Raw genomic sequence first — 25,811 nt, forward strand, 5'->3', positions numbered from 1 at the left:
AACGCGGCGTCCGCATCCCCATGAACGAATCACTCTAACCACCACATCGATTGCTCCGTAACCGTCGTTTTGACCCCCCCAAAACGACACTTACGGAGCAATCGATAAGACTTAGGATCACCAATGACCACGATTACCCACGAACCGCTGACCGTCACCCTCGGCTCCAGCGGAGTCACGCCGGAGGACGTCGTCGCCGTCGCACGCCACGACGCCAAAGTGACCATCTCCCAGGAAGCCCTGGACACGGTTGCCAAGGTCCGCGCCCACATCGACGGCCTCGCGCACAGCGAAGTTCCGGCGTACGGCGTTTCCACGGGCTTCGGCGCCCTCGCCAACCGCCACATCCCCAACGAGCTCCGCACCCAGCTCCAGAAGTCGCTCATCCGCAGCCACGCCGCCGGCATGGGCCCGGCCGTGGAACGCGAAGTCATCCGCGGCATCATGTTCCTGCGCGCCAAGACCTTGGCATCCGGCCGCACGGGCGTTCGTCCCGTGGTCCTGCAGACCATGGTGGACGTGCTCAACGCAGGAATCACGCCCGTGGTCCGTGAATTCGGCTCGCTGGGCTGCTCCGGGGACCTCGCTCCGCTGTCCCACTGCGCCCTGGTCCTCATGGGCGAAGGCGAAGCTACCGGGCCCGACGGCGAGCTGTACGGCGTTCCGGGGCGTCCCGCCGTCGCGGACCTGCTTGCTGCGCACGGCATCGAGCCGGTTGTCCTCGCGGAAAAGGAAGGCCTCGCGCTCGTCAACGGCACCGAGGGCATGCTGGGCATGCTCCTTATGGCAATCGCGGACCTGCACCTCTTGCTCACGACGGCGGACATCACCGCTGCGCTCAGCGTCGAGGCACTGCTCGGCACGGACCAGGTGTTCCTGCCCGAGCTGCACGCGGCCCTGCGGCCCCACCCCGGCCAGGCCGCCAGCGCGGACAACATGCTGCGGGTGCTTTCCAACTCGCCGATCGTTGCTTCGCACCGCGAGGGCGATTCCCGTGTCCAGGACGCGTACTCGCTCCGTTGCGCACCCCAGGTGGCCGGCGCCGTGCGTGACACGCTGACCCACGCCGAACTCGTGGCCTCCCGCGAATTGGCTGCAGCAATCGACAACCCCGTGGTCCTCCCGGACGGGCGTGTTTCCTCCAACGGCAACTTCCATGGCGCCCCCGTGGCCTACGTCCTGGACTTCCTAGCGATCGCGGTGGCGGACCTTTCCTCCATCGCGGAACGCCGCACGGACCGCATGCTGGACCCGGCCCGTTCGCACGGACTCCCGGCCTTCCTTGCCGACGATCCCGGCGTGGACTCGGGCCTCATGATTGCCCAGTACACCCAGGCCGGGCTTGTCTCGGACAACAAGCGCCTGGCCGTCCCGGCGTCGGTGGACTCCATCCCAAGCTCCGCGATGCAGGAAGATCACGTCTCCATGGGGTGGCACGCTGCCCGCAAGCTCCGGAAGGCCATCGAGAACCTGCGCCGCGTCCTGGCTGTGGAACTCGTGACGAGCGCCCGCGCCCTCGACATCCGCACCCAGCTGTCCGGTGGCGAGCTCACGCCGGGTCCTGCCGGTACTGCCGTGATCGAGGCGCTGCGCGGCGTCGTCGACGGTCCCGGAACCGACCGTTTCCTCTCGCCCGAACTGGAAGCGGCGGACCGTCTTGTGGCCGCCGGCGAGGTGCGAACAGCCGCCGAATCCGCCGTCGGAATTCTCGCCTGACGCCGAACAAAATACCGTTCGAGTGAACAATAGGAAGCGCCCCGGAAATGTTTGGCAATACGCGCCCCGGGGCGCTTTCTGTGTAGTAGAACTTATGGGGTACGGCATGTCCACGCCGACGATGTCGTGGGCCTGCCGGGGCACAACTGAAGTAGCGAACATCCACAAAGGGGTAGAAGTTCAATGAAGGCACGCGGGACAGTTCTGTCCAGGCGAATCGCACAGTCCGCCGTCGTTTCCAACTGGGGAATGCTGAAGGCGGGGGAGCGGATCGAAGTCGTACGGCACGCACATGTGGTCGCGGCGGGGGAGGTGCAGGAAGTCTCGGGCAGCGGCAACGTTGTGTGGCTTGAACCTGCAGGACCCGGCGCCGATGAAGCCGCCAAGCAGCTTTTCATGAAGTCCGACGGCGTCGAGTTGCGCCGGGTGTAACCGGCAGAGTCGCCGTCCACACGAAAAAACCGGGGCTTGTTTTCAACAAGCCCCGGTTTTTTGTTGTCTGCGCCGGTTACTAGGCGGCGATGATCTCGCGGGTCTGGCCGAACGGCACGGACTCGTCCAAGGCCACGGTGTAGGTTCCGGGCTCGTGGCGGGTCACCAGGATCCCGCAGTGGCCGTTTTCGGCTGCCGCTTCGATGAGCGTGGCGACAGCGCTGTCCAGTCCGGCATGGACCTCGTCGACCGACGAAAAGGACAAACGGATTTCTTGACGTTCCATGGTGGAAGTGGTCATTGGGGGGGCCTCCTTCTGCAGGGTGTCGCGGGGGGAGCGACAGTCCTGCATCAAAAGATAGCAAAGTGTCATCGGATGTCTGTCATTCTGGGAGATGGATCACCGGCATGGCGTGGCGCTGCCGCCAGCGTCTGCCCCTTACCCCAGCAGCGTGTTCACCAAGCGCGCGGCTACCTTGGCGGTCCTCGAGTCGATGTCGAACCCGGGGTTGAGCTCGGCCACGTCCAGGTGAATAAGCTTCCCGCTCGCGGCGATCTGCCTGCACACAGCGCTGATGACGGACAGCGGAACACCATACGCGGCAGGCGCGCTCACCCCCGGAGCCACCGACGCCGGCAGCACGTCCAGATCAATCGTCAGGTAGAGCATGTCCACGCTGTCCAGGAACCGTGCCACGAAATCATGGACGGCCTCGGCGGAGCAGTCCTCGTCCAGCAGGTACTTCACGCCCAGCCGGTCCGCCGTGTCGAACAGGGTGCGCGTGTTGTTGGGTTCAGAGATTCCGACGACGGCGTAGTTCAGTTCACGGCCGGCGGCGGCCTCTGCGCGGGCCATTTGCAGGAACGGCGTGCCTGAGCTCGACACGGGCTCGTCCCGCAGATCGAAGTGCGCGTCCAGGTTCAAGACTCCAAGACGCTTGCCGCTTGCCACGGCCTCCGAGCCGGCGACGCCCAGGTAGCTGGCGAACGCGGTTTCGTGCCCGCCGCCGAGCAGCACCGTGAGATTATCGGCGTCGAGCAATTCCGAGATCACACGCCCAGCGCGCTCCTGGCCGGCCTCAAGCGAGTCGCCCTCCACAACGATGTCGCCGGCGTCGAAGACGTCCCGGTCCAGGTGGAAAGCCAGCGGGCCCAAGGCTTGGCGGATGGCCTCCGGGGCCGCCGCCGCACCAATACGGCCCTTGTTGCGTCGCACGCCTTCGTCACTGCGGAAGCCCACGACGACGGCGGGCCGGCACCCCGCTCCCGTCGCACCGGGGGCGGTCACATCGGACGTGAGGGGCGCCACGGCCTGCCACCAACGACGGTGCTCGCCGCCGTCGCCGTCGAAGCGGCCGGTCCACGGCGTCGGGCGGATATCGGCAACAGCGCGGGAAATCTCCATGATTCAAGCTCACCGCATGCCGGGAGCGAAAAACACCAGTTGCAGGCGGAGGGCGTCCGGTATTCCGGAATGGGCTACTTGACGCCCAGGATTTCCTCGACCGGGCCGATCCCGAAGAACAGCAGGAACGCTGCCGCGACGGCCCACATGAGCGGATGGACTTCGCGTGCCCGGCCCTGGAAGGTGCGGATGAGCGCGAAGGAGATGAACCCGGCTCCCAGGCCGTTGGCGATCGAGTAGGTGAACGGCATGAGGATCATGGTCAGGAACGCGGGAATGCCGACACCCCAGTCCTGCCAGTGGATCTTGCCCACCTGGGACACCATCATGAAGCCCACTACAACCAGGGCGGGTGCGACGGCCTCGAACGGGACCAGGTTGATGAGCGGGGTGAAGAACATGGCCACCAGGAACAGCAGGCCAGTCACGATCGAGGCCAAGCCGGTGCGCGCGCCTTCCCCGATGCCGGCGCCGGATTCCACGAAGATCTGGTTGGAGGACACGGACGAGCCGCCGCCGATGATCGCGCCGAGCGCATCAACCTGCAGGACGCGGTCCACGTTGGGGATGTTTCCGTGCTTGTCGATGTTTCCTGCTTCCCTGGCGAGGCCCACCATGGTGCCCATCGCGTCGAAGAAGATGCTGAGCAGGATCACAAATGCGAGCAGAGCCGCCGCGATGAAGCCGAGGTGCTGGAACGCGCCGATGGGGTTCGCCTTGCCGATGAGGGACAAGTCCGGAGCGGCCCACTCCGAGAACTTGGGCGCGACCAGGGACCAGCCGCGGGGGTTGTAGGTCTTGCCGTCGAAACTCGGGCCGATGTGCAGGGTGAATTCGAGGATGGCGGCGAGGATGGTGGAGCCGATGATGCCGATCAGGATGGCGCCGCGTACCTTGCGGACCACCAGAGCAATCGTCAGGACAAGGCCCACGACGAACACCAGGGTGGGCCAGCCAAGCAGCTTCCCGTCGACGCCCAGGCCCAGGGGGACCGTGGTGCCGGCGGCGTCCGGGATGCGGCGCACGAAGCCGGCATTGACCAGGCCGATGAGGGCGATGAAGAGGCCGATGCCCACCACGATCGCGGTCTTCAGTGCCTCGGGTACGGCTTTGAAGACCGCTGTGCGGAAGCCGGTGAGCACCAGGATCAGCATGGTGAGGCCCGAGAGCATCACCAGGCCCATCATGTCCGGCCAGGTCAGGCCGGGGTGCGAGGCAATGGTGACCGCAACGAAGGCGTTGACCCCGAGCCCGGTAGCAATGGCGAACGGGTGCTTGGCCCAGGCTCCCATCAGGATGGTCATGATGCCTGCTACGAAGGCCGTGGTGGCCGCGACGGCGGCGAAGCCCAGGGAAGCCCCACTTGAGTCCGTCCCGGAAAGGATCAAGGGGTTGAGGACCACGATGTAGCTCATGGCAAAGAACGTCGCGAAGCCGCCACGGATTTCTCGCGAATAATTGGAGCCGCGCTCCGAAATCTTGAAGTAGCGGTCGATGGCTGAGCCCTGCTTGAGCATGGAAGTCTCCGGGATCGGGAAAGTGTGCTCTCAAATCCTATGCCCACAGGTTCGGCCCTCCCGCGAATTCGCCTAATCTGTAAGGAATCCAACACAAAGGGAGTCATTCGCTCATGCGCCCCATCCGCCAGTTGCTGGCCGTCGTCGTAGCTTTCACAACGGTGCTTTTCTCCGCCGCCTTGTTCTCGGCGGCACCCGCGTTCGCGCACGACTCCGCCGAATCCACCTCACCGGCCAACGGTTCAACGGTTGCCAGCGTCCCGGACTCCGTGTCCATCACGTTCAACAACCGCCCGCTCCTGCTCGGCTCACAGATCAGGGTGAACGACGCCTCGGGCCTGAATTGGGCAGATGGTTCGGTGGAGATTGTGGACACCGTGGTGTCGCAGAAGCTGCGGCCGGGCGCGCCTGCCGGAACATTCACCGTCATCTGGCGGGTAGTCAGCTCGGATTCGCACCCCATCGAAGGCACCTTCACGTTCACCGCCAAAACCGGAAGCACGACGGCGGGCGGCGGCTCCGCGAATACCGCGCCTTCGGCGGAGGTGCCCACCGCCGGCACCGCCGCACCGGGTTCGACCGGGACGCAGGAGAAGGCGCCCGACGCCTCACAGCCGTTCCCCTGGAGCATTTTGGTCTTCGCTTTGGTGGCCGCGGGCCTGCTGGTTTTCCTAGGCGTCACCGCACGGCGCCGGCTGGCCAACGGCCAATCAGAAGAGTCTGATGATGCCGACGATGACGAGGAGATCGCGCCCGGAAACTAGGCCGGCGCGGGAATTGCCGCAAAGGTGCCGGTGAGGGCCCCGTGGACACTCTCCGGGTGGACCTTGGCGGAGATCGCTTGGCCCACCACCTTCGCTTGGCGGAGGACTTCTTTAGGGGTGGGTGTGGCGAGTTCGCCGACGCCGACCAGGTACATCCCAATCGCCCGCATGGCTGCTACGAGGTTCTGGCCGATCGCGATGCCGAGCTCGGCAAGCATCTTCCGCAACTGGCTTTGTCCACAACGGGTTAGGACGATGTGGTCGGCCAAGAGAACTCCGTTGGGGGTGTGGACGGCCCACTGGCACAAGGCCGCGCCCGGGGAATGCACCGTTCCGGAGACCACGGACCCCTCGGCGGCTTCGTCCAGGCGATCGAGGCGGACGGCCCGGGTGGTGCTCCGCACGTCGAGCCCGTGGCTGGCTGCGTAATTGCGCAGGTGCCGCAGGATTTCGCTGCGCTCTTGGAGGCACGCGGCATCCGCGGCGTCGCAGCGCTGCAGGAGGCCGGTGTTGAGGGGTTGCAAGGGGGCGGGGACGTACATTCCGTCCACCACGATTGCGTCGACGCCGTAGCGGCTCAATTCGCTGGCCACTGCCAAGCCGGGCATGCCGGCGCCGATGACCACGGCAGTGGTACGTTCCGTCCTCGCAGCAGGCATGGTTGACACAGCTTGGCTCCTCTTTGAAGGTGCGTTGCCGAGGCAACACCGGGATGGCGTCCGGGTCCCCAAACGGTCGCGAATGATGGCCGTTGATGTGTTGGAAAACACGATCCCCGGTCATCGGTGCCTCGAACATTACAGAAGAAATCGCCCGGTGGGTAGCCCCGGCACCGGCATGTCCGCCGATGGCTTTTTCGCGCCCCGACCCGGCGGATTTTCGCGTCCGCAGGACGGTTTCCACACACCCTTCTTCCCGCTTGATTCGGCCATTGCAAACGAGAATAGTGAGCATTGGAGACTGCAACTCACGGGAGTCAAGCGAGAAACACATTGTGGGTGCGGCCTCTGGCAGAATAGCCGCAACATCAGCAGCAGTGCGAGGAGGCAGGCCGCATGGACCAGCACGGCAGACACTCTCAGGGCCGTCCATCAGAGGCCGAAGGCAACACGGAGGAACCATCCATTGCCCCCGGCGGCATTGTGGTGGGCGTAGACGGCAGCGAACACGGCCAGTGCGCGCTTATTTGGGCCGCCCGCGAGGCCGAACGCCGGCAGCTGCCCTTGCACGTAGTCACGGCCTACTCGGTGCCCATCTTTGCGGCTTCCGGGCTGGACGGCGGCTATGCAACAGTCGATGACTCCGTTATCCGTGACGGCGCCGAGGCAATCGTCAAGCAGGCCCTTGAGAAGGTCTCCGGGTACGCCATCGACGTCGATGGCTCGGTGGAGAACGGAGATGCCGCCGGCGTCCTCCTGGATCTGTCCGAAACCGCCGAACTCCTGGTCTTCGGCACCCGCGGACGTGGCGGCTTCGTAGGCAGGCTCCTGGGCTCCGTGAGCAGTGCCCTCCCGGCGCACTCGAAGTGCCCCACGGTGACGGTCCCGCTTTTCTGCGCGGACCGACTGGGAGAAACCACGGAGGACAAGCACATCAAGGCCGAGCGCGCGAAGGCCGGCTTGCGCGTTGTCGAGAACGTGGTGGTGGTCGGCGTGGACGGCTCGGAACAGGCCCGGGTTGCCGTCCTGGAGGCCGCGGAGGCGGCTGAACGCATGGGCGCCAAGCTGCGCGTCATCTGCGCCGTGCCCGAGTACAGCGGCTCCTTGGCCTGGGTACCTGCTCCCTTGGACCGCGAGGCACTGTTCAAGGACATCAGGGTTCAGTTGGACGCGGGCTTGGCGTGGCTCAAGAGCCACTTCCCCAACCTTCCAGCGGAAACCCAATTGCTGGATGGTTCGCCAGTGGAAGTCCTCGTGGAAGCGAGCCGCGGCGTCGAACTCGTGGTGTTGGGCACCCGGGGACGTGGAGGCTTCGCAGGAATGCTCCTCGGATCGACCTCCGACGGAGTCTTGCACCACGCCAAAGGACCCGTACTGGTTGTTCCCGACCGCGAGGATCCCAGGCTGGCGGACCGCCCCAACTTCGGTCCCATGCTCGGCGCCGCATAGCAGGCAAGCCCACAGACCCGGGGACGCAGGCGGACGGAAATGGCGGAGCACCCACAGACCGGGGAGTCATCGCGCCTAACGGTCGGGCTGGACCGGATTCGGGCAACCATGCTTCCCGAGGTCGGTGGCAAGGCCGCCAACCTTGGCGAGTTGATCTGGGCGGGGCTCCCGGTCCCGCCCGGGTTTTGCCTGACCACCGAGGCCTACCGGCGTGCAATGCAGCCGGTCGGAGTCCCCGCGGCCTTCCCGGACATTCTCCGTGGCCTCAAGGCAGCCGATTCCGGCGACCTTGAGGCGCTCGCCTCGCTTGCGGCCCGCGCCCGGGAAGCAGTGCTCGACGCCGGTGTCCCGGCCGACGTCGAAGGCGCGGTCCGTTCGGCCTACTCCGCGCTTGGTCCGGAAGTCCCGGTGGCCGTAAGGTCCTCCGCCACGGCGGAGGACCTGCCCTTTGCGAGTTTCGCCGGACAACAGGACACCTACCTGAACGTCGTGGGAGCCGACGCCGTGTTGCAGGCCGTCCGGAAATGCTGGGCCTCCCTGTGGACGGACCGGGCTGTGAGCTACCGGTCAAGCAACGGGATCGACCATGCGGCGGTGACACTCGCCGTCGTCGTCCAACAGATGGTGGACGCCGAGGCCGCGGGAGTGTTGTTCACCGCCAATCCAGTGACCGGGCGGCGCCGCGAGGCGGTCATTGACGCCAATCCAGGGCTCGGCGAGGCAGTGGTCTCCGGCTCGGTGAATCCGGACCACTTTGTGGTGGATTCCCTGACCGGCAGGATCACGGAACGGCGCATCGGAGACCGGAAGCTGGTGATCCGCTCCACTCCCGGGGGCGGGACCGAAAGGCTCGAGTTGCCCGGGACCTCCGGCGCGGCGACGCAGAACCAAACCGCCGCGGAACCCTGCCTTGCCGACTCCCAGGTCAGGGCGCTCGCTGGCCTCGGCGAGCGTGTCGAGGAGCATTTTGGAGCACCGCAGGACATCGAATGGGTAATCGACGGCGATGGCGCAATGTGGCTCACCCAAGCGCGCCCGATCACCACGCTCTACCCGCAAATGACCCGGCACCCCGGGATCCCGGGCGCCCATGCGTACCTTTGCTTCAGCCTCGCCCAAGGCCTCACCCGCCCCCTGACTCCAATGGGCCTCGCGGGCATCAGGCTCATGGCGTCCTCGGTGGCCGGCGCGGCTGGATTGAGGGTTCCCGAGCCGCGGGACGGACCTTCGCCCTACTACGAGGCGGGGCAGCGGATCTTTTTCGACCTCACTTCGGTGCTCCGGAGCAAGGCCGGGCGGGCCATCGTGCCGAGGGTTTTCGACGTGATGGAGGCACGTTCGGCGACCATCATGCGTGCCCTTTTCGAGGATCCGCGCTTCAGCGTCACCAGCAAGACGCCGTTCAAGCTGCTCAGGCATGTTGTTCCGATCGTGTTGCGCTTCCACCTTCCGAAGGCACTGCTGCTTGCGCTCTTTCGGCCGGAGGTTGCTCTCGACAGGGTTCAACGGCTGGACGGCAAACTGGAGGCCGCACGCGAAGTCCCCGAGGATGCCACTCCCGGCGACAAGCTGGACGATGCCGAGCGGATACTGCGCTCGGAATTGTTCCCCATATTGCCCAGGATCCTGCCCCCGGTAGCGCTCGGCTTCGGAATGATCGGACTGGTCCGGAAGCTGCTTGGCGAACAAGCCTCCTGGGGTGAGCTCCAAACCATCATCCGAGGCCTTCCCAACAACGTCACCACTGAAATGGACCTCGCCCTGTGGCGGCTCTCGACCAGCATCCGCGACGATCCCGATTCCGCGGCGGCGTTTACCGGCGGCGATCCCGCTGTGCTGGCGGAGAGCTACCGCAGCGGCAACCTGCCGGTCGTCGCACAAGCGGGATTGGCCTTGTTCCTGCGCGATTACGGCCACCGGGCCGTCGCGGAAATCGACTTGGGCATGCCCCGCTGGTCCGATGATCCCACCCACATCATCGGAGTCCTGGTCAATTACCTTCGCCTCGATGATCCCCGCTTGGCGCCGGACGTACAGTTCGAAAGAGCAGCCCACGACGCCGAGGATCAGCTCGCCGTACTGGTGGCCCGTGCGAGGTCCAAGAGTCCGCTCCACGCGAGGATCGTGAAGATGGCACTTGATCGGACACGCATGTTCGCGGGACTCCGTGAGCTCCCCAAATACCACCTCGTGCGCGGCTTCGCCGCGGTCCGGGCCCGGATTTCGGATGTAGGCGAGGCCTTGGCCGCAACCGGGGTCATCGATGATGCCGGCGACGTCTTCTTCCTGGATTTCAACGCCGCCCGCCACGGCCTGGCCGGCAAGGATCTCCACGAGCTCGTGGCGGAGCGCCGCGCGGCCTACGAGCTTGAACTCAAGCGCCGACACGTGCCACGCGTGCTGCTCTCCGACGGCACCGAGCCGGAAGCCCTGCCCGCCGATTCCGCGGACAGCGGGACTGGACGCCCGCCGTCGGGCAGCGCACTGCCGGACGGCACGCTGCGGGGGACTCCGGCTTCGGCGGGAACGGTGGCGGCAGCGGCCAGGGTAATCATGGACCCGGTGGGCGCGCATCTCGAACCCGGCGAAATCCTGGTGGCACCGTCCACGGATCCCGGCTGGACACCGCTCTTCCTGACCGCCGGCGGACTCGTGATGGAGATGGGCGGACCCAATTCGCATGGCGCGGTGGTGGCCCGTGAGTACGGGATTCCCGCCGTCGTGGGCGTACCGGATGCCACCTCCCGGATCAGTACAGGACAGGCGATCACCGTGGACGGAGCCACGGGAACGGTTTCTGTCGAGCCAGGCTAGGCTCCGCCGGGCCTAGGCGTGTTGGTGGGTTTCGTGTGCCGAGTGGCCGGCCGGTTCCAGTTGGAAGGTGCAGTGTTCGGTATCGAAGTGCGAGCCGAGGCAGGAACCGAGCTGGTCCAGGAGCCGGTCCGCGCCGGTGGCGTCCAAAATCCGGTCCTCCACCACCACGTGCGCCGAGAAAACGGGAACGCCCGAGGTGATGGTCCAAATGTGGATGTCGTGGACGGCCACCACGCCCTCAACGGAAAGGATGTGCTCGCGGATCATCTGGACTTCCACACCCTTGGGCGAAGCCTCCAGCAGCACGTCCACCACGTCGCGCAGCAGGTGCCACGCCCGGGGAAGGATCATGAGCGAGATCAGGATGGAGGCGATGGGGTCGGCGGCCCGGAAATCGGTGGCCATGATGACCACCGCGGCCACGATGACGGCGAACGAACCCAAAAGATCGCCGAGCACTTCGAGGTAGGCGCCGCGAACGTTCAGGCTCTCCTTCTGCGCGCCACGGAGGATGAGCAGCGAGACGAAGTTGGCGGCGGCACCCACAAAGGCCGCGAAGAGCATGACATCGGTCCGGATCTCCGGCGTCTCACCGAAACGGCGGATCGCCTCAATGAAGATCACCACTGAGATCACGATCAAGATGAGGGCGTTGGCCAGGGCAGCAAGGACCTCGGCCCGCTGGTACCCGTAGGTGCGCTGATCACTCGCCGGCCGGGCGGCTATCCAGGCGGCCAGCAACGCGATGAAGACGCCGGCGGCATCGGAGAGCATATGGCCCGCGTCAGCCAGCAGCGCCAGCGAACCGGAGACGACGGCGCCCGCCACCTGGACGAGGACCACCCCGAGGGTGATGGCCAGGACGGCGACCAGCCGCTTCCGATGTTTGCCGGTAGCGGTGATGCCGTGCGAGTGGTGGTGATCGTGCCCCATGCCTACAAGGCTATCCCCAACCGAGTTCGTGCAATCGGTCGTCGCCGATGCCGAAGTGGTGGGCGATCTCGTGGATAACAGTGATGGCCACCTCGTCGATTACTTCCTCGCGGGATCCGCAGATATCCAGGATCGGCTGGCGGAAAATGGTGATCCGGTCAGGAAGGGAACCGGCATCCCACCACGAGTCCCGTTCCGTCAACGGCACGCCCTCGTACAGGCCAAGGAGCACGGTGTCCGGCTCGTCCCCGGGCCGCGGGATGTAGTCGTCCTCGATGAAGATGGCCACATTGTCCATGGCCTTGGCCGCTTTGTCCGGGATCAGGAGCAGGGCATCGCCGACAGCCGCCTCGAAGTCTTCCGGAGACATGTCGAACGGAACGCCAGGGAACTGCGCCCCAGCAGAACCGGAAGCAGAACCGGCGGCCGAACCAGTCTTGGAACCAGCATTTGGGAGCGGGGAGGACATGCGCTGGGCGCCTGGAGCGCCGCCGTCGGGAAGGATCGGCAAGCCGGGAGGCAAATTCACGGGCATGTTCCGACTCTAGTCCGTGGCCGGGCCGTTGACGCCGGTTGGTGTGGCAACTACAGTTTTCCGGGGTTGCTAATTCGTATAACCCAGTCCCAGGTTAAGCCCAGCCAGTCGTGCGGATCCTGTACAAAGCACCCAGACCTCCCAGCAGACAGGCCAGACCATGACCCGCCCCGGAACCCGCTCCGGCACGACGATGAACGACGTCGCTGCCGCTGCCGGTGTTTCCCAGGCCACGGTTTCCTTGGTGCTCAATGAAGCCGCGGGCACCAGGTTCTCGGAGGAAACCCGGCGCAGGGTCCATGCCGCCGCCCACGAACTGGGGTACCGGACCAACGCCCACGCCAAAGTGCTCCGCGACGGCGTGGCGGGCATGATCGGCTTCGTCGGCGATTTCGTGGCCACGGCGCCTTTCGCCGGAAAGATCATCGAAGGCGCCCAGGCAAGGGCATGGGAGGCGGGGCTACTCCTCCTGACCGTCAACACCGGCGGTGACAAGGACCTCGAAGCTGCATCATTGGAGGCCATGCTGTCCTACAAGGTGGCCGGAGTGGTTTACGCCGCGATGTACCACCGGGTCCTCGACGTGCCGGACGTCCTGGCCGAGGTGCCCGCCGTCGTGCTCAATTCACGCGACCGGTCCGGACGCTTTCCGAGCATCGCCCCGCAAGAGGAGTTGGGCGGCTACACCGCCACCAAACGCCTGCTTGACGCCGGGCACCGCCGGATCGCCATGATCAACATCGGCGCGGCGGACGCTGCGCTTCCCGCCGCCGTCGGGCGCCATGCGGGCTATCTCCGGGCACTCAGGGAGCACGGCCTCGACGCCGACCCCCGGCTCCACAAGATCGGCGACGGGAATGAGTCGGGCGGCTTCGACAACGCCGTGGCGCTCATGACCGGTCCGCAGCCGCCCACGGCTCTCTTCTGTGGCAATGACCGCACCGCCTGGGGCGCTTACCAGGCGTTGAGCCAGCTCGGGCTGTCTGTCCCGAACGACGTGTCGGTGGTGGGTTTCGACAACCAGGAAACGCTCGCTCCGCACTTGCGGCCCGGGCTGACCACGCTGGAGCTGCCCTTCCTCGAGATGGGCCGGCGTGCCATCGAACTGCTCCTGGCCGGCGCGGACCGTGACGGCAGCACCGAATACTTCGAATGTCCCCTCGTCGAACGCCACTCCGTAGCGGCGCCACCGGAAATTGCCGGCAACAAGTGAAACTCCCCAACCAAGGAACAGGAAACGCATGAACCAGTCGCACCTTGCGTCCGAGCCGCTCGACGTCGTCGTGGTGGGCGAAGCGCTCATCGACATCGTCAACTCGCCCGAAGGGCAGACCGAATACCCCGGCGGTTCGCCTGCGAACGTCGCGTATGGCCTCGGCCGGCTCGACGTGAAGGCCGGGCTGTTGACCGCCGTTGGGCGCGATTCCCGGGGCGAGGCCATTGCGGCCCACCTGGCAAGTGCCGGCGTCGTTGTCCTGCCCGGCTCGCAATCGCTCGCGAAGACCGCGACGGCGACGGCGGAAATCGCCGCGGACGGTTCGGCCGAGTACACCTTCGACATCGAGTGGAACCTGGGCCCGGCGGCACTCCCTTACGCGCCAAAGGTGCTCCACACGGGCTCAATCGCTACGTTCCTCGAGCCCGGCGCCGCCAACGTCAGGATCCTCCTGGAGCAGGCCCAGGGCGGGTGCATCGTTACTTACGATCCGAACATCCGCACCGACCTCCTGGGCAGCCACGGCGAGGCGCTCCGGATCTTTGAGGAACTCGTGCCGCTGACGAGCGTGGTGAAGCTCAGCGACGACGACGCGTTCTGGCTCTACCCCGGCAAGTCGCTGGAAGAGTCTGCCCAGCACATCCTGGGGCTCGGTGCGGGCCTGGCAGTGGTCACGCGCGGTGCCCAAGGCTCCCTGATGGCGACGCGGCACACGCAGTTGACGGTTCCGGCGGTGACCTCCGTGGTGGCGGACACCATCGGCGCCGGCGATTCATACATGTCCGCACTGATCCTCGGGCTGCTGCTGCGCGGGAGCCAGGGGCTCGCGCCCACGGTTCTTGAACGCATTGGGCAGACAGCCTCCATGGCCGCTTCAATCACCGTGGGGCGGCCGGGAGCCAACCCGCCCACGCACCGCGAGCTTCTCGCCGGGATGGCACGGTAGGGGCGGCGGTTCTGCGCGGGCGCCGGGCCGCCCGGGTGCCTGCGGGAGCCGGGCTAAGGGGACCGGCGCCGCGTCAGCCCGACGCCGACGAGGCAGATGATGCCGCCCACGAGGCCCCAGATGGTGGGGATTTCCTTGAGGACCGCCCAGGAAATCAGGATCGTGGTGCCCGGCACCAGGTACGTGGTGGCGGCAAGTTTCCCGGCCTCGATGAGGGACAACGCATAGGCCCACGTCGTGAACGCGATGGCTGTGGGAAAGACCCCGAGGTAAACCAAGCCGAGGGTGGCCGGAAGTGGTGCGGCACCCACTTCGGCCACCAGTTGACCGGCCCACGGCAGGCAGCACACTGCGCCCACCGCGATGCCGAACCAGGTGGCCTGTGCCGCCGAGAAGGTGCGCAGCACGGGCTTCTGGACAATCACGCTGACCGCGGCGAGCACGGCGGCGAGGAGGCACAGCAGCACTCCGGCGACATCCGCCGTCGAACGCTGTCCCGAACCGAGCGCGATCAGGGCAACGCCGCCGAACGCAACGAGGCTGCCGATAATCAGCCAGCGCGGAAAACCTTCTTTCAAGACGACGCCTGCGAGGACGGCGATCAGGATCGGCGAGACGTTGATGAGCATGGCGCTGGTTCCGGCGTCGAGCATGTGCTCAGCGGCGTTCAGGGCGAGGTTGTAACCTGCGAACCACATGATGCCGTAAGCCAGGATGGGCAGCCATTCGCGGCCTTTCGGCCAGCGCTTGAGCCGCGGCAGGGCGACAATACCGAGCGTGACGGCGGCAACCACCAGCCGTCCTAGGGTCAAGGAGCCCGGCGAGAAGCTGGGCCCTACGGCCCGGATGCCTACGAAGGCCGATGCCCAGAGGACGACGGTGACGATGACTGCGGCGATGCCTAGTTTGCTGATGGTCCGGGCGCTGGTGGTCGCCGGTGAGATGGGGGTGCTTGTGGCCATGATGCCAATCTAGCCGTCGATCGGCCGGACGCACTGGCGGAATTCGGACGTCTTTCAACAAGAAAGCGCCAACCTTGGCGCTGCGGTTCTGGGCGGTGGTCGAGAGCGGATCGCGCTCCGGAGTGGGCGATTTGGGAATATCCGTGACTATGCTCTAAAGTTTTAGAGTCCAGTTCGGACGAGCGACAAGCGGAAAGCTAAAACGGGGAACTGTTTTGCCTTTTGACCGTCGCAGATTCGGATTGTTCCAGGCCCCCATCGTCTAGCGGCCTAGGACACCGCCCTTTCACGGCGGCGGCACGGGTTCGAATCCCGTTGGGGGTACGCAAGGAACTGGTCAAGCCGGGCTGAAAAGTCTGGTAGGCTGGAAGCCTTGTAAAACGCGGTGGATACGCCGCAAACAAGCAAGGCCCTGTAGCGCAGTTGGTTAGCGCGCCGCCCTGTCACGGCGGAGGTCGCGGGTTCAAGTCCCGTCAGGGTCGCTCTGATTGCCGGAGGAAATTCCGGTAATCATGGTGGCATTGTGGTCACCTAAGGCTCTGTAGCTCAGTTGGTAGAGCGTTCGACTGAAAATCGAAAGGTCACCGGATCGACGCCGGTCGGAGCCACCAGCTAGAACCCCCGGTAACTCGGGGGTTCTTTCGTTTTAACACGTTCACCAGCCAAGCCCCGCACATCCAGATCATTGCCTTGAGCTGTTCCTGCACGACGGCTCCGGCTCTGGTGTCGCCCTTGAGCGCGTTCATGATTCCACACCACCACCGCGGAGTTGTATTATCTCGTCGAGCACCATAAACTTGGGAACAACATATCCCCCACGCCTCGGGCCTTCACAGGTACTGCGCAAATTGGGGGATCTTTCATTCCCCGGACATTCTTGGGGGAATCCAATGCGCTATGAAAAGCCAGCGTTAAGTCTGGTCCAGCAGCTTGAGCAACTACGATCGCGCGGCCTGCTTATACCGGATGAAAGCAAAGCCCTGCGGTACCTAGCCCGGATCGGCTACTACCGGCTGTCGCCTTACATGATTCCGCACCAGCTCCCAGGAGGAGCGCATCGCTTCCGTAGCGGCGCGGACTTTGACGGCGTTCTGCAGCTCTATATTTTCGACCGGCGACTGCGTTTGCTGATCATGGACGCGCTGGAACGCTTCGAAGTGGCCCTGCGGGCCACCCTTTCAAACCACATGTCTCTTAAGGGCGCCGGCCCCTTTTGGTATCTGGATCCTTCACACTTTCAACGCCAAGCTGATCACGACCGACTGCTGGAGGACCTCACCAAAGCCAGAGACGACGAAAAGGACCGTCTGGAACGAGATCTGCAACGCCTCCAGGAACATCCACCCAGAAACCTTCAAAGGGCAACAGAAGACGCCAAAAAGCAGTCCTTCATGCGGCACTACCTCTCGGCCTCCGACGAACCATCGTTACCGCCGTCATGGATGATGATCGAGATGTTGTCCTTCGGCGATCTCATGTACTTGTATCGGAACATCGCTGACCGCGAAGACCGGAAAGAGATCGCCCGGCAGCTCGGAATAACAGACGAGCTCCTAAGCTCATGGCTCGGCACCTTCCAATACACCCGCAATCTCTGCGCACACCACGGCCGGGTGTGGAATCGGCAGTTCGGTGTGGCTCCCAGGATCCCTCGTTCAGCAGGAGTTGCATGGCTGGCCGACACAGAAATTTTCCGAGGCAAAGGAACCTACCGCCGATCCCGCGTCTTCCCCGTGCTCGTTGCGCTTCAGACCGTTCTGGGCACCATCAGTCCGGGCTCCGGATGGGCCTCCCGATTGCGGGACCTCCTAGCCGAATTCGACTCCGTCCCGCTGAATCCCATGGGTTTCCCGCCCGACTGGCACTCAGATGAATTCTGGCAGCCTTACCTTCCGTAGGAGGCAAAACCCCGGATACGTCCATGAATCTGGTCAGGGCCTGGCGGCCAGGGCTGCGGCGAGGGCGTTCGCGGAGCTGGTGGTGCTGTTGATCCGCCAGTCCACTTCCTTGTTGTAGTGGAACCACACCAACCCCATGATGTCGGACTGGCTGGCGAGATAGGACACCAGGGCGGTGTTCCAGTCGGCCTTGGATCCTCCGGCCTCGGCGGAAGCGGTTTCGGCGATCAAGATTGGCTTGCCCGGTGCGATGCTGCGCAGCTGGCTCAGGCCGTCCCCAAAAAGTGCGGAGGGGGAGGTCCAGGAGCTCCACGACTGCGAGGTGCCCCAGTTGTAGCCGTCCAGAGCCACGATGTCCACATATCCGGCGCCGGGGTAGAGCCCGGTCAGCGGTGTGGAACCCCAGTAGGGCACGTTTGGGCTCCAGACCCACTGCACGTTGGTGGCACCGGTTGCGGCGACTAGGTCGTGGACGTGGCGCCAGGCGGCCACGTAGTCACCGGCACTGTTACCGTTCGCGGATTCGGCCCAGGGGTACCAGTTGCCGTTCATTTCGTGGGCGAACCGGAGCATGACGGGTTTGCCCCAGGCGGCCAGGGCAGTGCCCCACTGCTGGATGTAGGCGTCGTAATCTCCGGCGGTGATGCGGGCCAGGGCGTAGGCCGGTTGGTTGGCCCCGTTACCGCTCCACAGCCACGGCTCCCACGTCACCACGCTGGTCGCGCCGCGGGCATCGACGGCGTTCAGGTCCGCGATCGGAGCGGCCTGGCTGAAGTCCTTGTACGACATGACGATGGAAGGGTTCTCGTTGACCATGGCGGCGACGTCGTCAAGCTCGCTGCCGGCCTGCGGGCCACCAGGGGTCGCGACGCCGAAACGCAGCGCCTTGGAGCCTGTCACCGGGATAGGTGATACTGCTGCCGCACCTGCGGTGGTGCTGAGGCGGATGGCTGCCTGGCCGGCGGCCTCGGCCGGTACCGCGATCCCGAACAGAACGACGAGCGACAAAACAAGGCCGGACACGACCAACCCAACAACACGATGACTATGCACAACTCTCCCCAGAATCAGTGAACACCTTTCCCCGGTCCGGGGCGGAACGATCAATGGCCCAGAGCTGGACGTGTTCCAAGACCATGATGGCAAAGAACGCATCCTTCCCGGGAGAATTTGGCAAATCCTGCGCATATCCTGCGACTGAACTATGCCCACATCGGCTCGAAGGGGAGAAGGCCCGCCTTGTCAGTTGTTGACGGCGGCGTAGAGGTTCAGGCTCCCGGAGAACACGATCCAGGACAGGTAGGGCAGCATCAGCAAGCCGGCCGTCGTGCTGATCGGTCCGAAACGCACGATGGTGGTTGTCACTGCCGCTGCCAGCGCTGCGATAACGGCCAGGGCCAGCCATAGCGCTGCGACGCCCAACATCGGGTACATGCCGAAAAACGTCGGTGCCCAAGAGAGGTTAAGCAGCATCTGAACGGCATAGGCCCTCATGGCGCCGTGGATGGGGGCCGATCGCTGCCTCCACACCAACCAGGCGGCCACGGCCATCGCCGCGTACAACGCCGTCCAGATTGTCCCGAAGACCCAGCCGGGCGGTGTCCACGGCGCTTTGCTGGCCGCGGCGTACCAACCCGGGGCGTTGCTGACGATGACCAGCGAGCCCAGTGCCGAGGTGGCGAAAGACGCTCCAAGGAACCCTACGAGGGCGGCGACTTGGGTACCAATGCCCCTGTCGGCCGACAGCAGGCCTCCACGGGAGTAGGCAGATTTTGCCGGCACAGATTCACCTTGACCGATGGAAGTTCGCGGATGGCCGGACCCCGGAAATCCCGGCGTCCATGCACCAACATTACCCACCTGCACCCATGACAGGTTCAGCTAACGGGTCCCTGAACTGGGCGGACACACGCAACCTTGTCCTGTTGCTTCAGGCCGGGACGGGATATGCTCCTGAAATGGCACCGCGAAGTTTTCTTCAATGGCCGGTCGTCCGTCAATTGAGTACGGGCGATCTGTTGGGCCGTGGGCCCGCTGTTACCTCGGCCAAGACCGAAGCCATCGCCCCGCGCACGGCAACCGCCGACCGCGTTGTGCAGAGCGTGTGCCCTTACTGTGCTGTTGGTTGCGGGCAGCGCGTCTACGTCAAGGATGAAAAAGTCGTCCAAATCGAAGGCGATCCGGACTCACCTATCTCGCGCGGCCGTCTGTGCCCCAAAGGTTCTGCCAGTGAGCAGTTGGTCAATTCGCCGGGGCGGCAAACCAAGGTGCTTTACCGGGCGCCGCGGTCCACGGAGTGGGAACACCTGGACCTGGCCACGGCCGTCGAGATGGTGGCCGACCGGTTCATTGAGACACGTCGGCGGACGTGGCAGCAGGAAGACGACCAGGGCCGGCTTCTGCGCCGCACCATGGGCATCGCCTCGCTGGGCGGGGCAACTTTGGACAACGAAGAAAACTACCTGATCAAGAAGCTCTTCACGGCTGCAGGGGCGGTGCAGACCGAGAACCAGGCCCGCATATGACACTCCGCCACGGTTCCCAGTTTGGGAGCCTCGTTTGGACGCGGTGGTGCAACGCAATCACTGCAGGACATGGCCAACGCAGACTGCATCGTCATCCAAGGCTCAAACATGGCCGAGTGCCATCCCGTGGGGTTCCAGTGGGTGGCGGAGGCTAAGGCCCGCGGAGCGAAGGTCATCCACATCGATCCCCGGTTCACTCGGACGTCCGCGGTTTCGGATAAGCACATCCCTATCCGGGCCGGCTCTGACGTTGTGCTTCTGGGCGCGCTCATCAACTACGTCATCGCCAATGACTTGTGGTTCAAGGAGTACGTCACCGCTTACACCAACGCGGCCACATTGGTCCACAGCGATTACCGCGATGCCGAGGATCTGGGCGGCCTGTTCTCCGGGTTCGATCCCGAAAAGCGGGCGTACGACACCTCATCGTGGGGCTATGCGGAGGAAGGGGAGGGCCCGATTGGTTCGCCGGGCTCCGAGCACGAACATGGCGCCGACGCGTCCGCCCGCGCAGCCGCCGACACCTTCGGAAGCGGCGGCCCACCCCTGGAGCATGCCGAAGTACAGCGGGACGAAACCCTCCAGGACCCCCGGACGGTCTTCCAGATCGTCAAGCGGCACTACGCCCGTTACACCCCCGAGATGGTCCGGGACATGTGCGGAATCAAAGTCGAGGACTTCGAGTATCTTGCCCGGACCATTACGGAAAACTCGGGGCGCGACCGGACTACCTGCTTTGCCTACGCCGTGGGCTGGACGCAGCACTCCCTGGGAGCCCAGTTCATCCGGGCCGCGGCGGTCCTTCAGCTTCTGCTGGGAAACGTGGGACGCCCGGGCAGCGGAATCATGGCCCTGCGCGGCCATGCCAGTATCCAAGGCTCCACGGATATCCCCACCCTGTTCAACCTGTTGCCGGGGTACCTGCCGATGCCCAGTGCCGGCCGACACGACAGCTTTGAGAAATACATCGCAGCCATTGGGTCGAAGCAGCAAAAGGGCTTTTGGGCTGACGCCGACGCCTACACCATCAGCCTCCTGAAGGCTTGGTGGGGTGACGCTGCGAACGAGGCCAACGACTGGGCCTACGATTACCTACCGAGGCTGACGGGTGCGCACGGCACATATGAGACGGTCATGGGGATGCTCGCGGACGAAGTGGAAGGCTATTTCCTCCTCGGCCAGAATCCTGCGGTGGGTTCGGCCCACGGCAGGATGCAGCGACTGGGAATGTCCCACCTGAAGTGGCTCGTGGTGCGCGACCTGAACCTCATCGAATCCGCGACCTGGTGGAAAGACGGCCCTGAAATTGAGTCCGGTGAACTGCGCACCGAGGACATCGAAACCGAGGTGTTCTTCCTGCCGGCAGCAACCCACGTAGAGAAGGCCGGTTCGTTCACGCAGACGCAGCGGTTGCTGCAGTGGCGGCACCAGGCGGTGGCCCCACCCGGGGACTGCCAAAGTGAATTGCAGTTCTTCTTCGAGCTGGGCCAACGGATCCGGGAGAAGCTCGCCGGGTCGGAGGACGAACGTGACCGTCCGCTGCTCGACCTGACTTGGGACTACCCGACGGACGAACACGGTGACCCGGACGCCGAGGCCGTGCTTGCCGAGATCAACGGCCGCCATTTGGCCGGGCCCGACGCCGGCAAGCCACTCTCGGCGTACACCGAGCTTCGCCCCGATGGCACCACGGCAGCCGGCTGCTGGATTTACACCGGCGTGTACGCTAACGGCTTCAACCATGCCGCCAACCGAAAACCCGGTCAGGAACAGGGCCCGGCGGCCCCGGAATGGGGCTGGGCATGGCCGGCCAACCGCCGGATCCTCTACAACCGGGCATCGGCCGACCCTGCCGGCAAGCCGTGGAGCGAGCGCAAGAAGTACATCTGGTGGGACCAGGAACAGGGTAAATGGGTCGGCGACGACGTGCCCGACTTCCCCGTTGACCGGGCGCCGGGCAGCAACCCCCACCCCTCTGTGGGTGGGCCTGCCGCACTTGGCGGAGACGATCCCTTCATCATGCAGGCCGACGGCAAGGGTTGGCTGTTCGCGCCCAAGGGCCTCGTGGACGGACCCCTTCCCACGCACTACGAGGCCCAGGAATCGCCGGTCGCGAACGCGCTCTATCCGCAGCAACAAAGTCCGGCACGACTGGTTTTCCCCCGCGCGGACAACCTCAGCGCGCCGAGCGGCGGCGCCAGTGGTGCGGACATCTACCCGTACGTCTTCACCACGTACCGGCTCACCGAACACCACACAGCAGGAGGGATGAGCCGCTGGCTGCCGTACCTGTCGGAGCTGCAACCTGAGATGTTCTGCGAGGTTTCGCCCGAACTGGCCGCCGAGCGCGGCTTGGAGCCCTACGGGTGGGCAACGATCATCTCGCCCCGCTCCGCCATCGAGGCGAAGGTGCTCGTCACAGACCGCATGCGGCCCCTGGCCGTTGGCGGCCACACCGTGCACCAAATCGGATTGCCCTACCACTGGGGCGTCGGCAGCAATGCCGTCGTCAGCGGTGACGCGGCCAACGATCTGCTGGGTGTGGCCCTGGATCCCAACGTCCAGATCCAGGAGTCCAAGGTAGCTTCCTGCGATATCCGCCCGGGCCGAAGGCCACGGGGGAAGCAACTCCTTGACCTGGTTGCCGACTATCAGGCGCGGGCCGGATTAACTACGGAGACCAGTAACCAAGCGGTCACTGATCCGGCAGCGGAAGGCATCGAACCCGCATCGGGCGAGGATGGCCGGCCGGACGGCGGTACGGGCTGATGATCATCACTCGCACTGCCTTAGCCGAAACACATATCGACGCGCCCGGATTGCGACTGCCAGTCGGCTGCGCTCCGGCCGCCGACCTGACGATGGAGGATTAGATGGGCCAGCTGTCCGGACCGACTGACCCTACCGCCGATGCCCACTGGGAGCACAGCCATCCGCGCAAGGGGTTCTTCACTGACACCTCCATATGCATCGGCTGCAAAGCCTGTGAAGTGGCCTGCAAGGAGTGGAACCACAATCCGCAGGACGGAGACCTGGAGTTACTAGGTTCCTCCTACGACAACACTGGCGCGCTGGGAGCAAGCACCTGGCGCCATGTCGCCTTCATCGAACAGGGCCAGGAACGCATCATCGAGGCGCGCGAATCCGGCCGCGCCCTGGTCAACCTCGGCATGCCGCGCATCGGCCCGCCAACCTCAGAGCCTTCCCCGATGGACTTGGCGGAGGCGGATACAACGCCTCCGGACACTGCGGACTTCCGGTGGCTCATGTCGTCCGACGTCTGCAAGCACTGCACGCACGCCGGATGCCTCGACGTGTGCCCCACGGGAGCCCTTTTCCGCACCGAATTCGGCACCGTGGTGGTACAGGACGATGTTTGCAACGGCTGCGGAACATGCGTGGCCGGCTGCCCATTCGGGGTGATTGAGCGCCGCAGCAACGGCACGGTCAAGGTCGCCGCCAGCAGGGAGGAACAGCACGCCAAGCATCCCGAGGTTCCAAACGTTGGCGTCGCCCAGAAGTGCACGCTGTGTTACGACAGGCTGGTGGCGGATGAGACGCCGGCGTGCGCGAAGGCATGCCCGACGACGTCCATTAAGTTCGGCGATCACGACGACATGGTGGAGACGGCCCGGGAACGGGTAAGCGCCCTGCACGCCCAAGGCCTGACCGAGGCGAGGCTCTACGGTGCGAACGAGAACGACGGCGTCGGCGGGACCGGATCAGTCTTCCTGCTGCTTGATGAGCCCGAAGTGTACGGGCTCCCGCCGGACCCGCGCGTCCCCACGGCGGACCTGCCCCGGATGTACCGGCGCGCAGGCATGGCAGTAGCGGGCATGGCCGCAGCAGCCGCGCTGGCTTTCCTGGGAGGACGCGCGTGACCCTGTCAGAGTTCGACAGTTTCCGGCCAACGAAGCCGGGCGGCCGTCGCCGGAAAGATGGCAAAAGTGCCAGGGGCCGCCGAGGGGACTACGGCGACGGCTCCCGCGAAATGCCGATGGTGCCGGAGCCGGAATTCACCTCGTACTACGGCCGTCCCGTAGTGAAGCCGGCGCCCTGGGGCGATGACGTTGCCATCTACCTGTTCCTGGGCGGTGTTGCAGCCGGGTCGGCCCTGCTGGGCGTCGGCGGACAGCTGACCGGCCGGCCGACGCTGCGCCGGAATGCCCGGCTGGGCGCATTGGCGGCCGTCAGCGCCGGCGCAGTTGCCCTCGTGAAGGACCTGGGCCGGCCGGAGCGTTTCCTCAACATGCTGCGGACCTTCAAGGTGACATCGCCGATGAGCGTTGGCTCCTGGATTCTCAGCGCCTTCAGCGCGGGGGCGGGCGTCTCGGCCGTTGCGGAAATAGACAGGATGAGCGGACATCGGCTGCCGCTGGGTCCCCTGCGCAAGGTGCTGCAGGCTGTCGAAGGACCGGCCGGCGTCGAAGCTGCGGTATTCGCCGGACCGCTGGCCGCGTACACGGCTGTCCTGCTCGGTGACACCGCCACTCCGACGTGGAACGCTGCCCACGAGGAACTGCCCTTCGTCTTCGTAAGTTCCGCGTGCCTCGCCTCTGCCGGACTCGCCATGGTCACCACACCGGTCCGGGAGGCCGGACCTGCACGAAACCTGGCCTTGCTCGGCGTAGTCGGTGACGTGGTGGCCATGAAGGTGATGGAACACCGGATGGATCCCATTGCGGCGGAACCCCTGCGCCAAGGCAAGGCCGGCACCCTGCTGAAGTGGAGCGAGCGGCTGGCAGTGGCGGGCGGTGTGGGGACCCTCCTGGGCGGCCGCAACCGCGTGGTGGCTGCTGCTTCCGGACTGGCGCTCCTGGCCGCTTCGGCCCTGACCCGCTTCGGCGTGTTCGAGGCGGGACTCGCCTCGGCCAAGGATCCGCGGTACACCATCGAACCGCAAAAGAACCGGCTTGCGGCCCGCCGTGCAGCCGGCGTGACCGGGGACGCGATCACCACCGGCGGCTGAGCGAACAGCCAGGCCTCAACGGATCTCGATGCCCCGGCCCGCGGTGGTGTGGCCAATAACGGGGTACCCGGGCAGCTCGCCGACCACCAGCAGCCCCCCGGAGGTCTGGGCATCGGCCAGAAGCAGCAGGTCGTCTTCGCTGACACCGGGGCCGCTGTTTACCTGCGGCCGGACCCAATCGAGGTTGCGCCGGGTCCCGCCCGATACGAAGCCATCGCGAAGCGCCTCCCGCGCACCCTCGACCAGCGGTACGGCATTCAAATCGATGACCGCGCCCACTTCCGAGGCGCGGACCATCTTGTAAAGGTGTCCGAGCAGGCCAAAGCCCGTCACGTCCGTCGCTGCCCGCACGCCGGCAGCCACCGCGGCATCGGACGCATCCCGGTTCAGGCCAGCCATGGTCTCCACAGCTTCAGCGAACACCTCGCCGGTCTGCTTGTGCCGGTTGTTGAGAAGTCCGACGCCGATGGGCTTGGTGAGCGTGATGGGCAACCCTGGCTGGGCGGCGTCGTTGCGGAGCAACCGGTCCGGGTGGGCAACGCCAGTGACGGCCATGCCGTATTTCGGCTCCGGATCGTCAATGGAGTGCCCGCCGAGCACGGGGCACGCAGCCTCCGAAGCGACACTCAACCCGCCGCGAAGGACCTCAGTCATCAACTCCAGCGGCAGGACGCCCCGCGGCCAGCCGACGAGGTTGATCGCCGTCACCGGACGCCCGCCCATCGCGTAGATGTCAGAGAGGGCGTTGGCAGCGGCGATACGCCCCCAGTCAAAGGCGTTGTCGACGACGGGAGTGAAGAAGTCCGCGGTGGTCAAGACGGCCAGGTCGTCGCGCACAAGGACCGCCGCTGCATCGTCGCCGCTCTCAAGGCCGACCAGTACCTCCGCACCGGGCCGGCCGATGAGGCCGCGGACAGCGTCTTCGAGCTCGCCAGGCGGGATTTTGCACGCACACCCGCCGCCGTGGGCATAGCCGGTGAGCCGGCGCGTGCCAGGGGCACCATCATTGAGTTGCTGGACAGACGTCTGAGCCTTCACCAGCCCAGCGTACCCCCGCAGGCCAACCTGCTA

21 protein-coding genes and 3 tRNA genes are annotated in these 25,811 nt (G+C 65.4%); 14 read left to right on the plus strand and 10 right to left on the minus strand.

Going from position 1 to position 25,811, the window contains the following annotated elements; genetic code table 11:
• The first annotated feature begins 123 nt into the window (after positions 1-123).
• Complete coding sequence (gene hutH, locus L0B83_RS11135; RefSeq protein WP_234758487.1) at positions 124-1,716, plus strand: histidine ammonia-lyase; 1,593 nt, start codon at positions 124-126, stop codon at positions 1,714-1,716.
• Between the two features lie 183 nt (positions 1,717-1,899).
• Positions 1,900-2,148: a hypothetical protein gene (locus L0B83_RS11140; protein WP_234758488.1), complete on the plus strand. Its 249-nt coding sequence runs from the start codon at positions 1,900-1,902 to the stop codon at positions 2,146-2,148.
• A gap of 79 nt (positions 2,149-2,227) precedes the next feature.
• On the opposite strand, the gene L0B83_RS11145 is transcribed toward L0B83_RS11140, so the two are convergent.
• The 3 genes from L0B83_RS11145 to L0B83_RS11155 all read right to left on the minus strand — a co-directional run bounded on the left by L0B83_RS11145 (position 2,228) and on the right by L0B83_RS11155 (position 5,070).
• Positions 2,228-2,449 (minus strand): hypothetical protein, encoded by a 222-nt coding sequence (locus tag L0B83_RS11145; RefSeq protein ID WP_234758489.1) that lies wholly within the window; start codon positions 2,447-2,449, stop codon positions 2,228-2,230.
• 138 nt (positions 2,450-2,587) lie between these two features.
• Positions 2,588-3,553, minus strand: coding sequence for a formimidoylglutamase (hutG, locus tag L0B83_RS11150; protein WP_234758490.1), 966 nt, complete (start codon positions 3,551-3,553; stop codon positions 2,588-2,590).
• A 74-nt stretch (positions 3,554-3,627) separates the two neighbouring features.
• Positions 3,628-5,070, minus strand: coding sequence for an NCS2 family permease (locus tag L0B83_RS11155; RefSeq protein ID WP_234758491.1), 1,443 nt, complete (start codon positions 5,068-5,070; stop codon positions 3,628-3,630).
• Positions 5,071-5,183: 113 nt separating this feature from the next.
• Here L0B83_RS11155 and L0B83_RS11160 point away from each other — a divergent pair, with 113 nt between their 5' ends.
• Positions 5,184-5,834, plus strand: coding sequence for a copper resistance CopC family protein (locus L0B83_RS11160; RefSeq protein ID WP_234758494.1), 651 nt, complete (start codon positions 5,184-5,186; stop codon positions 5,832-5,834).
• On the opposite strand, the gene L0B83_RS11165 is transcribed toward L0B83_RS11160, so the two are convergent.
• Complete coding sequence (locus tag L0B83_RS11165; protein ID WP_234758606.1) at positions 5,831-6,493, minus strand: NAD(P)/FAD-dependent oxidoreductase; 663 nt, start codon at positions 6,491-6,493, stop codon at positions 5,831-5,833. The two genes, L0B83_RS11160 and L0B83_RS11165, sit on opposite strands and share 4 nt — an antisense overlap.
• Before the next feature lie 396 nt (positions 6,494-6,889).
• On the opposite strand from L0B83_RS11165, the gene L0B83_RS11170 reads away from it, so the two are divergent.
• Positions 6,890-7,942 (plus strand): universal stress protein, encoded by a 1,053-nt coding sequence (locus tag L0B83_RS11170; protein WP_234758496.1) that lies wholly within the window; start codon positions 6,890-6,892, stop codon positions 7,940-7,942.
• 39 nt (positions 7,943-7,981) lie between these two features.
• Positions 7,982-10,756, plus strand: coding sequence for a PEP/pyruvate-binding domain-containing protein (locus L0B83_RS11175; RefSeq protein ID WP_234758498.1), 2,775 nt, complete (start codon positions 7,982-7,984; stop codon positions 10,754-10,756).
• Between the two features lie 12 nt (positions 10,757-10,768).
• Here the strand turns inward: L0B83_RS11175 and L0B83_RS11180 are convergent, their stop codons facing one another.
• Together L0B83_RS11180 and L0B83_RS11185 are read right to left on the minus strand one after the other, a co-directional pair.
• Positions 10,769-11,689 carry a cation diffusion facilitator family transporter gene (locus tag L0B83_RS11180; RefSeq protein WP_234758500.1) on the minus strand — a complete coding sequence of 307 codons (921 nt, stop codon included), beginning with the start codon at positions 11,687-11,689 and terminating at the stop codon, positions 10,769-10,771.
• A gap of 10 nt (positions 11,690-11,699) precedes the next feature.
• Positions 11,700-12,224, minus strand: a complete 525-nt coding sequence (locus tag L0B83_RS11185) for a metallopeptidase family protein (protein WP_234758502.1) — start codon at positions 12,222-12,224, stop codon at positions 11,700-11,702.
• A gap of 160 nt (positions 12,225-12,384) precedes the next feature.
• Between L0B83_RS11185 and L0B83_RS11190 the strand changes: the two genes are divergently transcribed.
• Both L0B83_RS11190 and L0B83_RS11195 read left to right on the plus strand, forming a co-directional pair.
• Positions 12,385-13,437 (plus strand): LacI family DNA-binding transcriptional regulator, encoded by a 1,053-nt coding sequence (locus L0B83_RS11190; RefSeq protein WP_234758503.1) that lies wholly within the window; start codon positions 12,385-12,387, stop codon positions 13,435-13,437.
• Between the two features lie 28 nt (positions 13,438-13,465).
• Positions 13,466-14,386: a carbohydrate kinase family protein gene (locus L0B83_RS11195; protein WP_234758504.1), complete on the plus strand. Its 921-nt coding sequence runs from the start codon at positions 13,466-13,468 to the stop codon at positions 14,384-14,386.
• 53 nt (positions 14,387-14,439) lie between these two features.
• Here the strand turns inward: L0B83_RS11195 and L0B83_RS11200 are convergent, their stop codons facing one another.
• A complete protein-coding gene (locus L0B83_RS11200) occupies positions 14,440-15,348 on the minus strand; it encodes a DMT family transporter (protein WP_234758505.1) in 909 nt (302 codons plus the stop codon).
• A gap of 251 nt (positions 15,349-15,599) precedes the next feature.
• Between L0B83_RS11200 and L0B83_RS11205 the strand changes: the two genes are divergently transcribed.
• From L0B83_RS11205 to L0B83_RS11220, 4 genes are all read left to right on the plus strand, one after another.
• Positions 15,600-15,672, plus strand: a tRNA-Glu gene (locus L0B83_RS11205).
• 84 nt (positions 15,673-15,756) lie between these two features.
• Positions 15,757-15,830: transfer RNA gene (locus tag L0B83_RS11210), tRNA-Asp, on the plus strand.
• 53 nt (positions 15,831-15,883) lie between these two features.
• Positions 15,884-15,959, plus strand: a tRNA-Phe gene (locus L0B83_RS11215).
• A 279-nt stretch (positions 15,960-16,238) separates the two neighbouring features.
• Positions 16,239-17,246 (plus strand): Abi family protein, encoded by a 1,008-nt coding sequence (locus L0B83_RS11220; protein ID WP_234758507.1) that lies wholly within the window; start codon positions 16,239-16,241, stop codon positions 17,244-17,246.
• A gap of 33 nt (positions 17,247-17,279) precedes the next feature.
• Here the strand turns inward: L0B83_RS11220 and L0B83_RS11225 are convergent, their stop codons facing one another.
• Positions 17,280-18,299, minus strand: coding sequence for a glycoside hydrolase family 26 protein (locus tag L0B83_RS11225; protein WP_372461188.1), 1,020 nt, complete (start codon positions 18,297-18,299; stop codon positions 17,280-17,282).
• Between the two features lie 189 nt (positions 18,300-18,488).
• A complete protein-coding gene (locus L0B83_RS11230; protein ID WP_234758510.1) occupies positions 18,489-19,028 on the minus strand; it encodes a TspO/MBR family protein in 540 nt (179 codons plus the stop codon).
• A 176-nt stretch (positions 19,029-19,204) separates the two neighbouring features.
• On the opposite strand from L0B83_RS11230, the gene fdh reads away from it, so the two are divergent.
• The 3 genes from fdh to nrfD all read left to right on the plus strand — a co-directional run bounded on the left by fdh (position 19,205) and on the right by nrfD (position 24,740).
• Positions 19,205-22,540: a formate dehydrogenase gene (gene fdh, locus L0B83_RS11235; protein WP_234758607.1), complete on the plus strand. Its 3,336-nt coding sequence runs from the start codon at positions 19,205-19,207 to the stop codon at positions 22,538-22,540.
• A gap of 104 nt (positions 22,541-22,644) precedes the next feature.
• Positions 22,645-23,652: a 4Fe-4S dicluster domain-containing protein gene (locus tag L0B83_RS11240; RefSeq protein WP_234758511.1), complete on the plus strand. Its 1,008-nt coding sequence runs from the start codon at positions 22,645-22,647 to the stop codon at positions 23,650-23,652.
• Positions 23,649-24,740 (plus strand): NrfD/PsrC family molybdoenzyme membrane anchor subunit, encoded by a 1,092-nt coding sequence (nrfD, locus tag L0B83_RS11245; RefSeq protein ID WP_234758512.1) that lies wholly within the window; start codon positions 23,649-23,651, stop codon positions 24,738-24,740. The genes L0B83_RS11240 and nrfD overlap by 4 nt, the downstream gene beginning before the upstream one ends.
• A 15-nt stretch (positions 24,741-24,755) precedes the next feature.
• Here nrfD and selD read toward each other — a convergent pair whose 3' ends face one another.
• Positions 24,756-25,781: a selenide, water dikinase SelD gene (gene selD, locus L0B83_RS11250; protein WP_234758608.1), complete on the minus strand. Its 1,026-nt coding sequence runs from the start codon at positions 25,779-25,781 to the stop codon at positions 24,756-24,758.
• Positions 25,782-25,811: the final 30 nt, after the last annotated feature.

The sequence above is a fragment of the Arthrobacter alkaliphilus genome, assembly GCF_021483235.1.
Classification (GTDB): domain Bacteria; phylum Actinomycetota; class Actinomycetes; order Actinomycetales; family Micrococcaceae; genus Arthrobacter; species Arthrobacter alkaliphilus.

What these genes read in the sequence shown, in the direction of transcription:
- hutH (WP_234758487.1), top strand. Translation starts at nt 124, where the DNA reads ATGACCACGATTACCCACGAACCGCTGACCGTCACCCTCGGCTCCAGC.
- L0B83_RS11140 (WP_234758488.1), top strand. Translation starts at nt 1,900, where the DNA reads ATGAAGGCACGCGGGACAGTTCTGTCCAGGCGAATCGCACAGTCCGCC.
- L0B83_RS11145 (WP_234758489.1), bottom strand. Translation starts at nt 2,449, where the DNA reads ATGACCACTTCCACCATGGAACGTCAAGAAATCCGTTTGTCCTTTTCG.
- hutG (WP_234758490.1), bottom strand. Translation starts at nt 3,553, where the DNA reads ATGGAGATTTCCCGCGCTGTTGCCGATATCCGCCCGACGCCGTGGACC.
- L0B83_RS11155 (WP_234758491.1), bottom strand. Translation starts at nt 5,070, where the DNA reads ATGCTCAAGCAGGGCTCAGCCATCGACCGCTACTTCAAGATTTCGGAG.
- L0B83_RS11160 (WP_234758494.1), top strand. Translation starts at nt 5,184, where the DNA reads ATGCGCCCCATCCGCCAGTTGCTGGCCGTCGTCGTAGCTTTCACAACG.
- L0B83_RS11165 (WP_234758606.1), bottom strand. Translation starts at nt 6,493, where the DNA reads ATGCCTGCTGCGAGGACGGAACGTACCACTGCCGTGGTCATCGGCGCC.
- L0B83_RS11170 (WP_234758496.1), top strand. Translation starts at nt 6,890, where the DNA reads ATGGACCAGCACGGCAGACACTCTCAGGGCCGTCCATCAGAGGCCGAA.
- L0B83_RS11175 (WP_234758498.1), top strand. Translation starts at nt 7,982, where the DNA reads ATGGCGGAGCACCCACAGACCGGGGAGTCATCGCGCCTAACGGTCGGG.
- L0B83_RS11180 (WP_234758500.1), bottom strand. Translation starts at nt 11,689, where the DNA reads ATGGGGCACGATCACCACCACTCGCACGGCATCACCGCTACCGGCAAA.
- L0B83_RS11185 (WP_234758502.1), bottom strand. Translation starts at nt 12,224, where the DNA reads ATGCCCGTGAATTTGCCTCCCGGCTTGCCGATCCTTCCCGACGGCGGC.
- L0B83_RS11190 (WP_234758503.1), top strand. Translation starts at nt 12,385, where the DNA reads ATGACCCGCCCCGGAACCCGCTCCGGCACGACGATGAACGACGTCGCT.
- L0B83_RS11195 (WP_234758504.1), top strand. Translation starts at nt 13,466, where the DNA reads ATGAACCAGTCGCACCTTGCGTCCGAGCCGCTCGACGTCGTCGTGGTG.
- L0B83_RS11200 (WP_234758505.1), bottom strand. Translation starts at nt 15,348, where the DNA reads ATGGCCACAAGCACCCCCATCTCACCGGCGACCACCAGCGCCCGGACC.
- L0B83_RS11220 (WP_234758507.1), top strand. Translation starts at nt 16,239, where the DNA reads ATGCGCTATGAAAAGCCAGCGTTAAGTCTGGTCCAGCAGCTTGAGCAA.
- L0B83_RS11240 (WP_234758511.1), top strand. Translation starts at nt 22,645, where the DNA reads ATGGGCCAGCTGTCCGGACCGACTGACCCTACCGCCGATGCCCACTGG.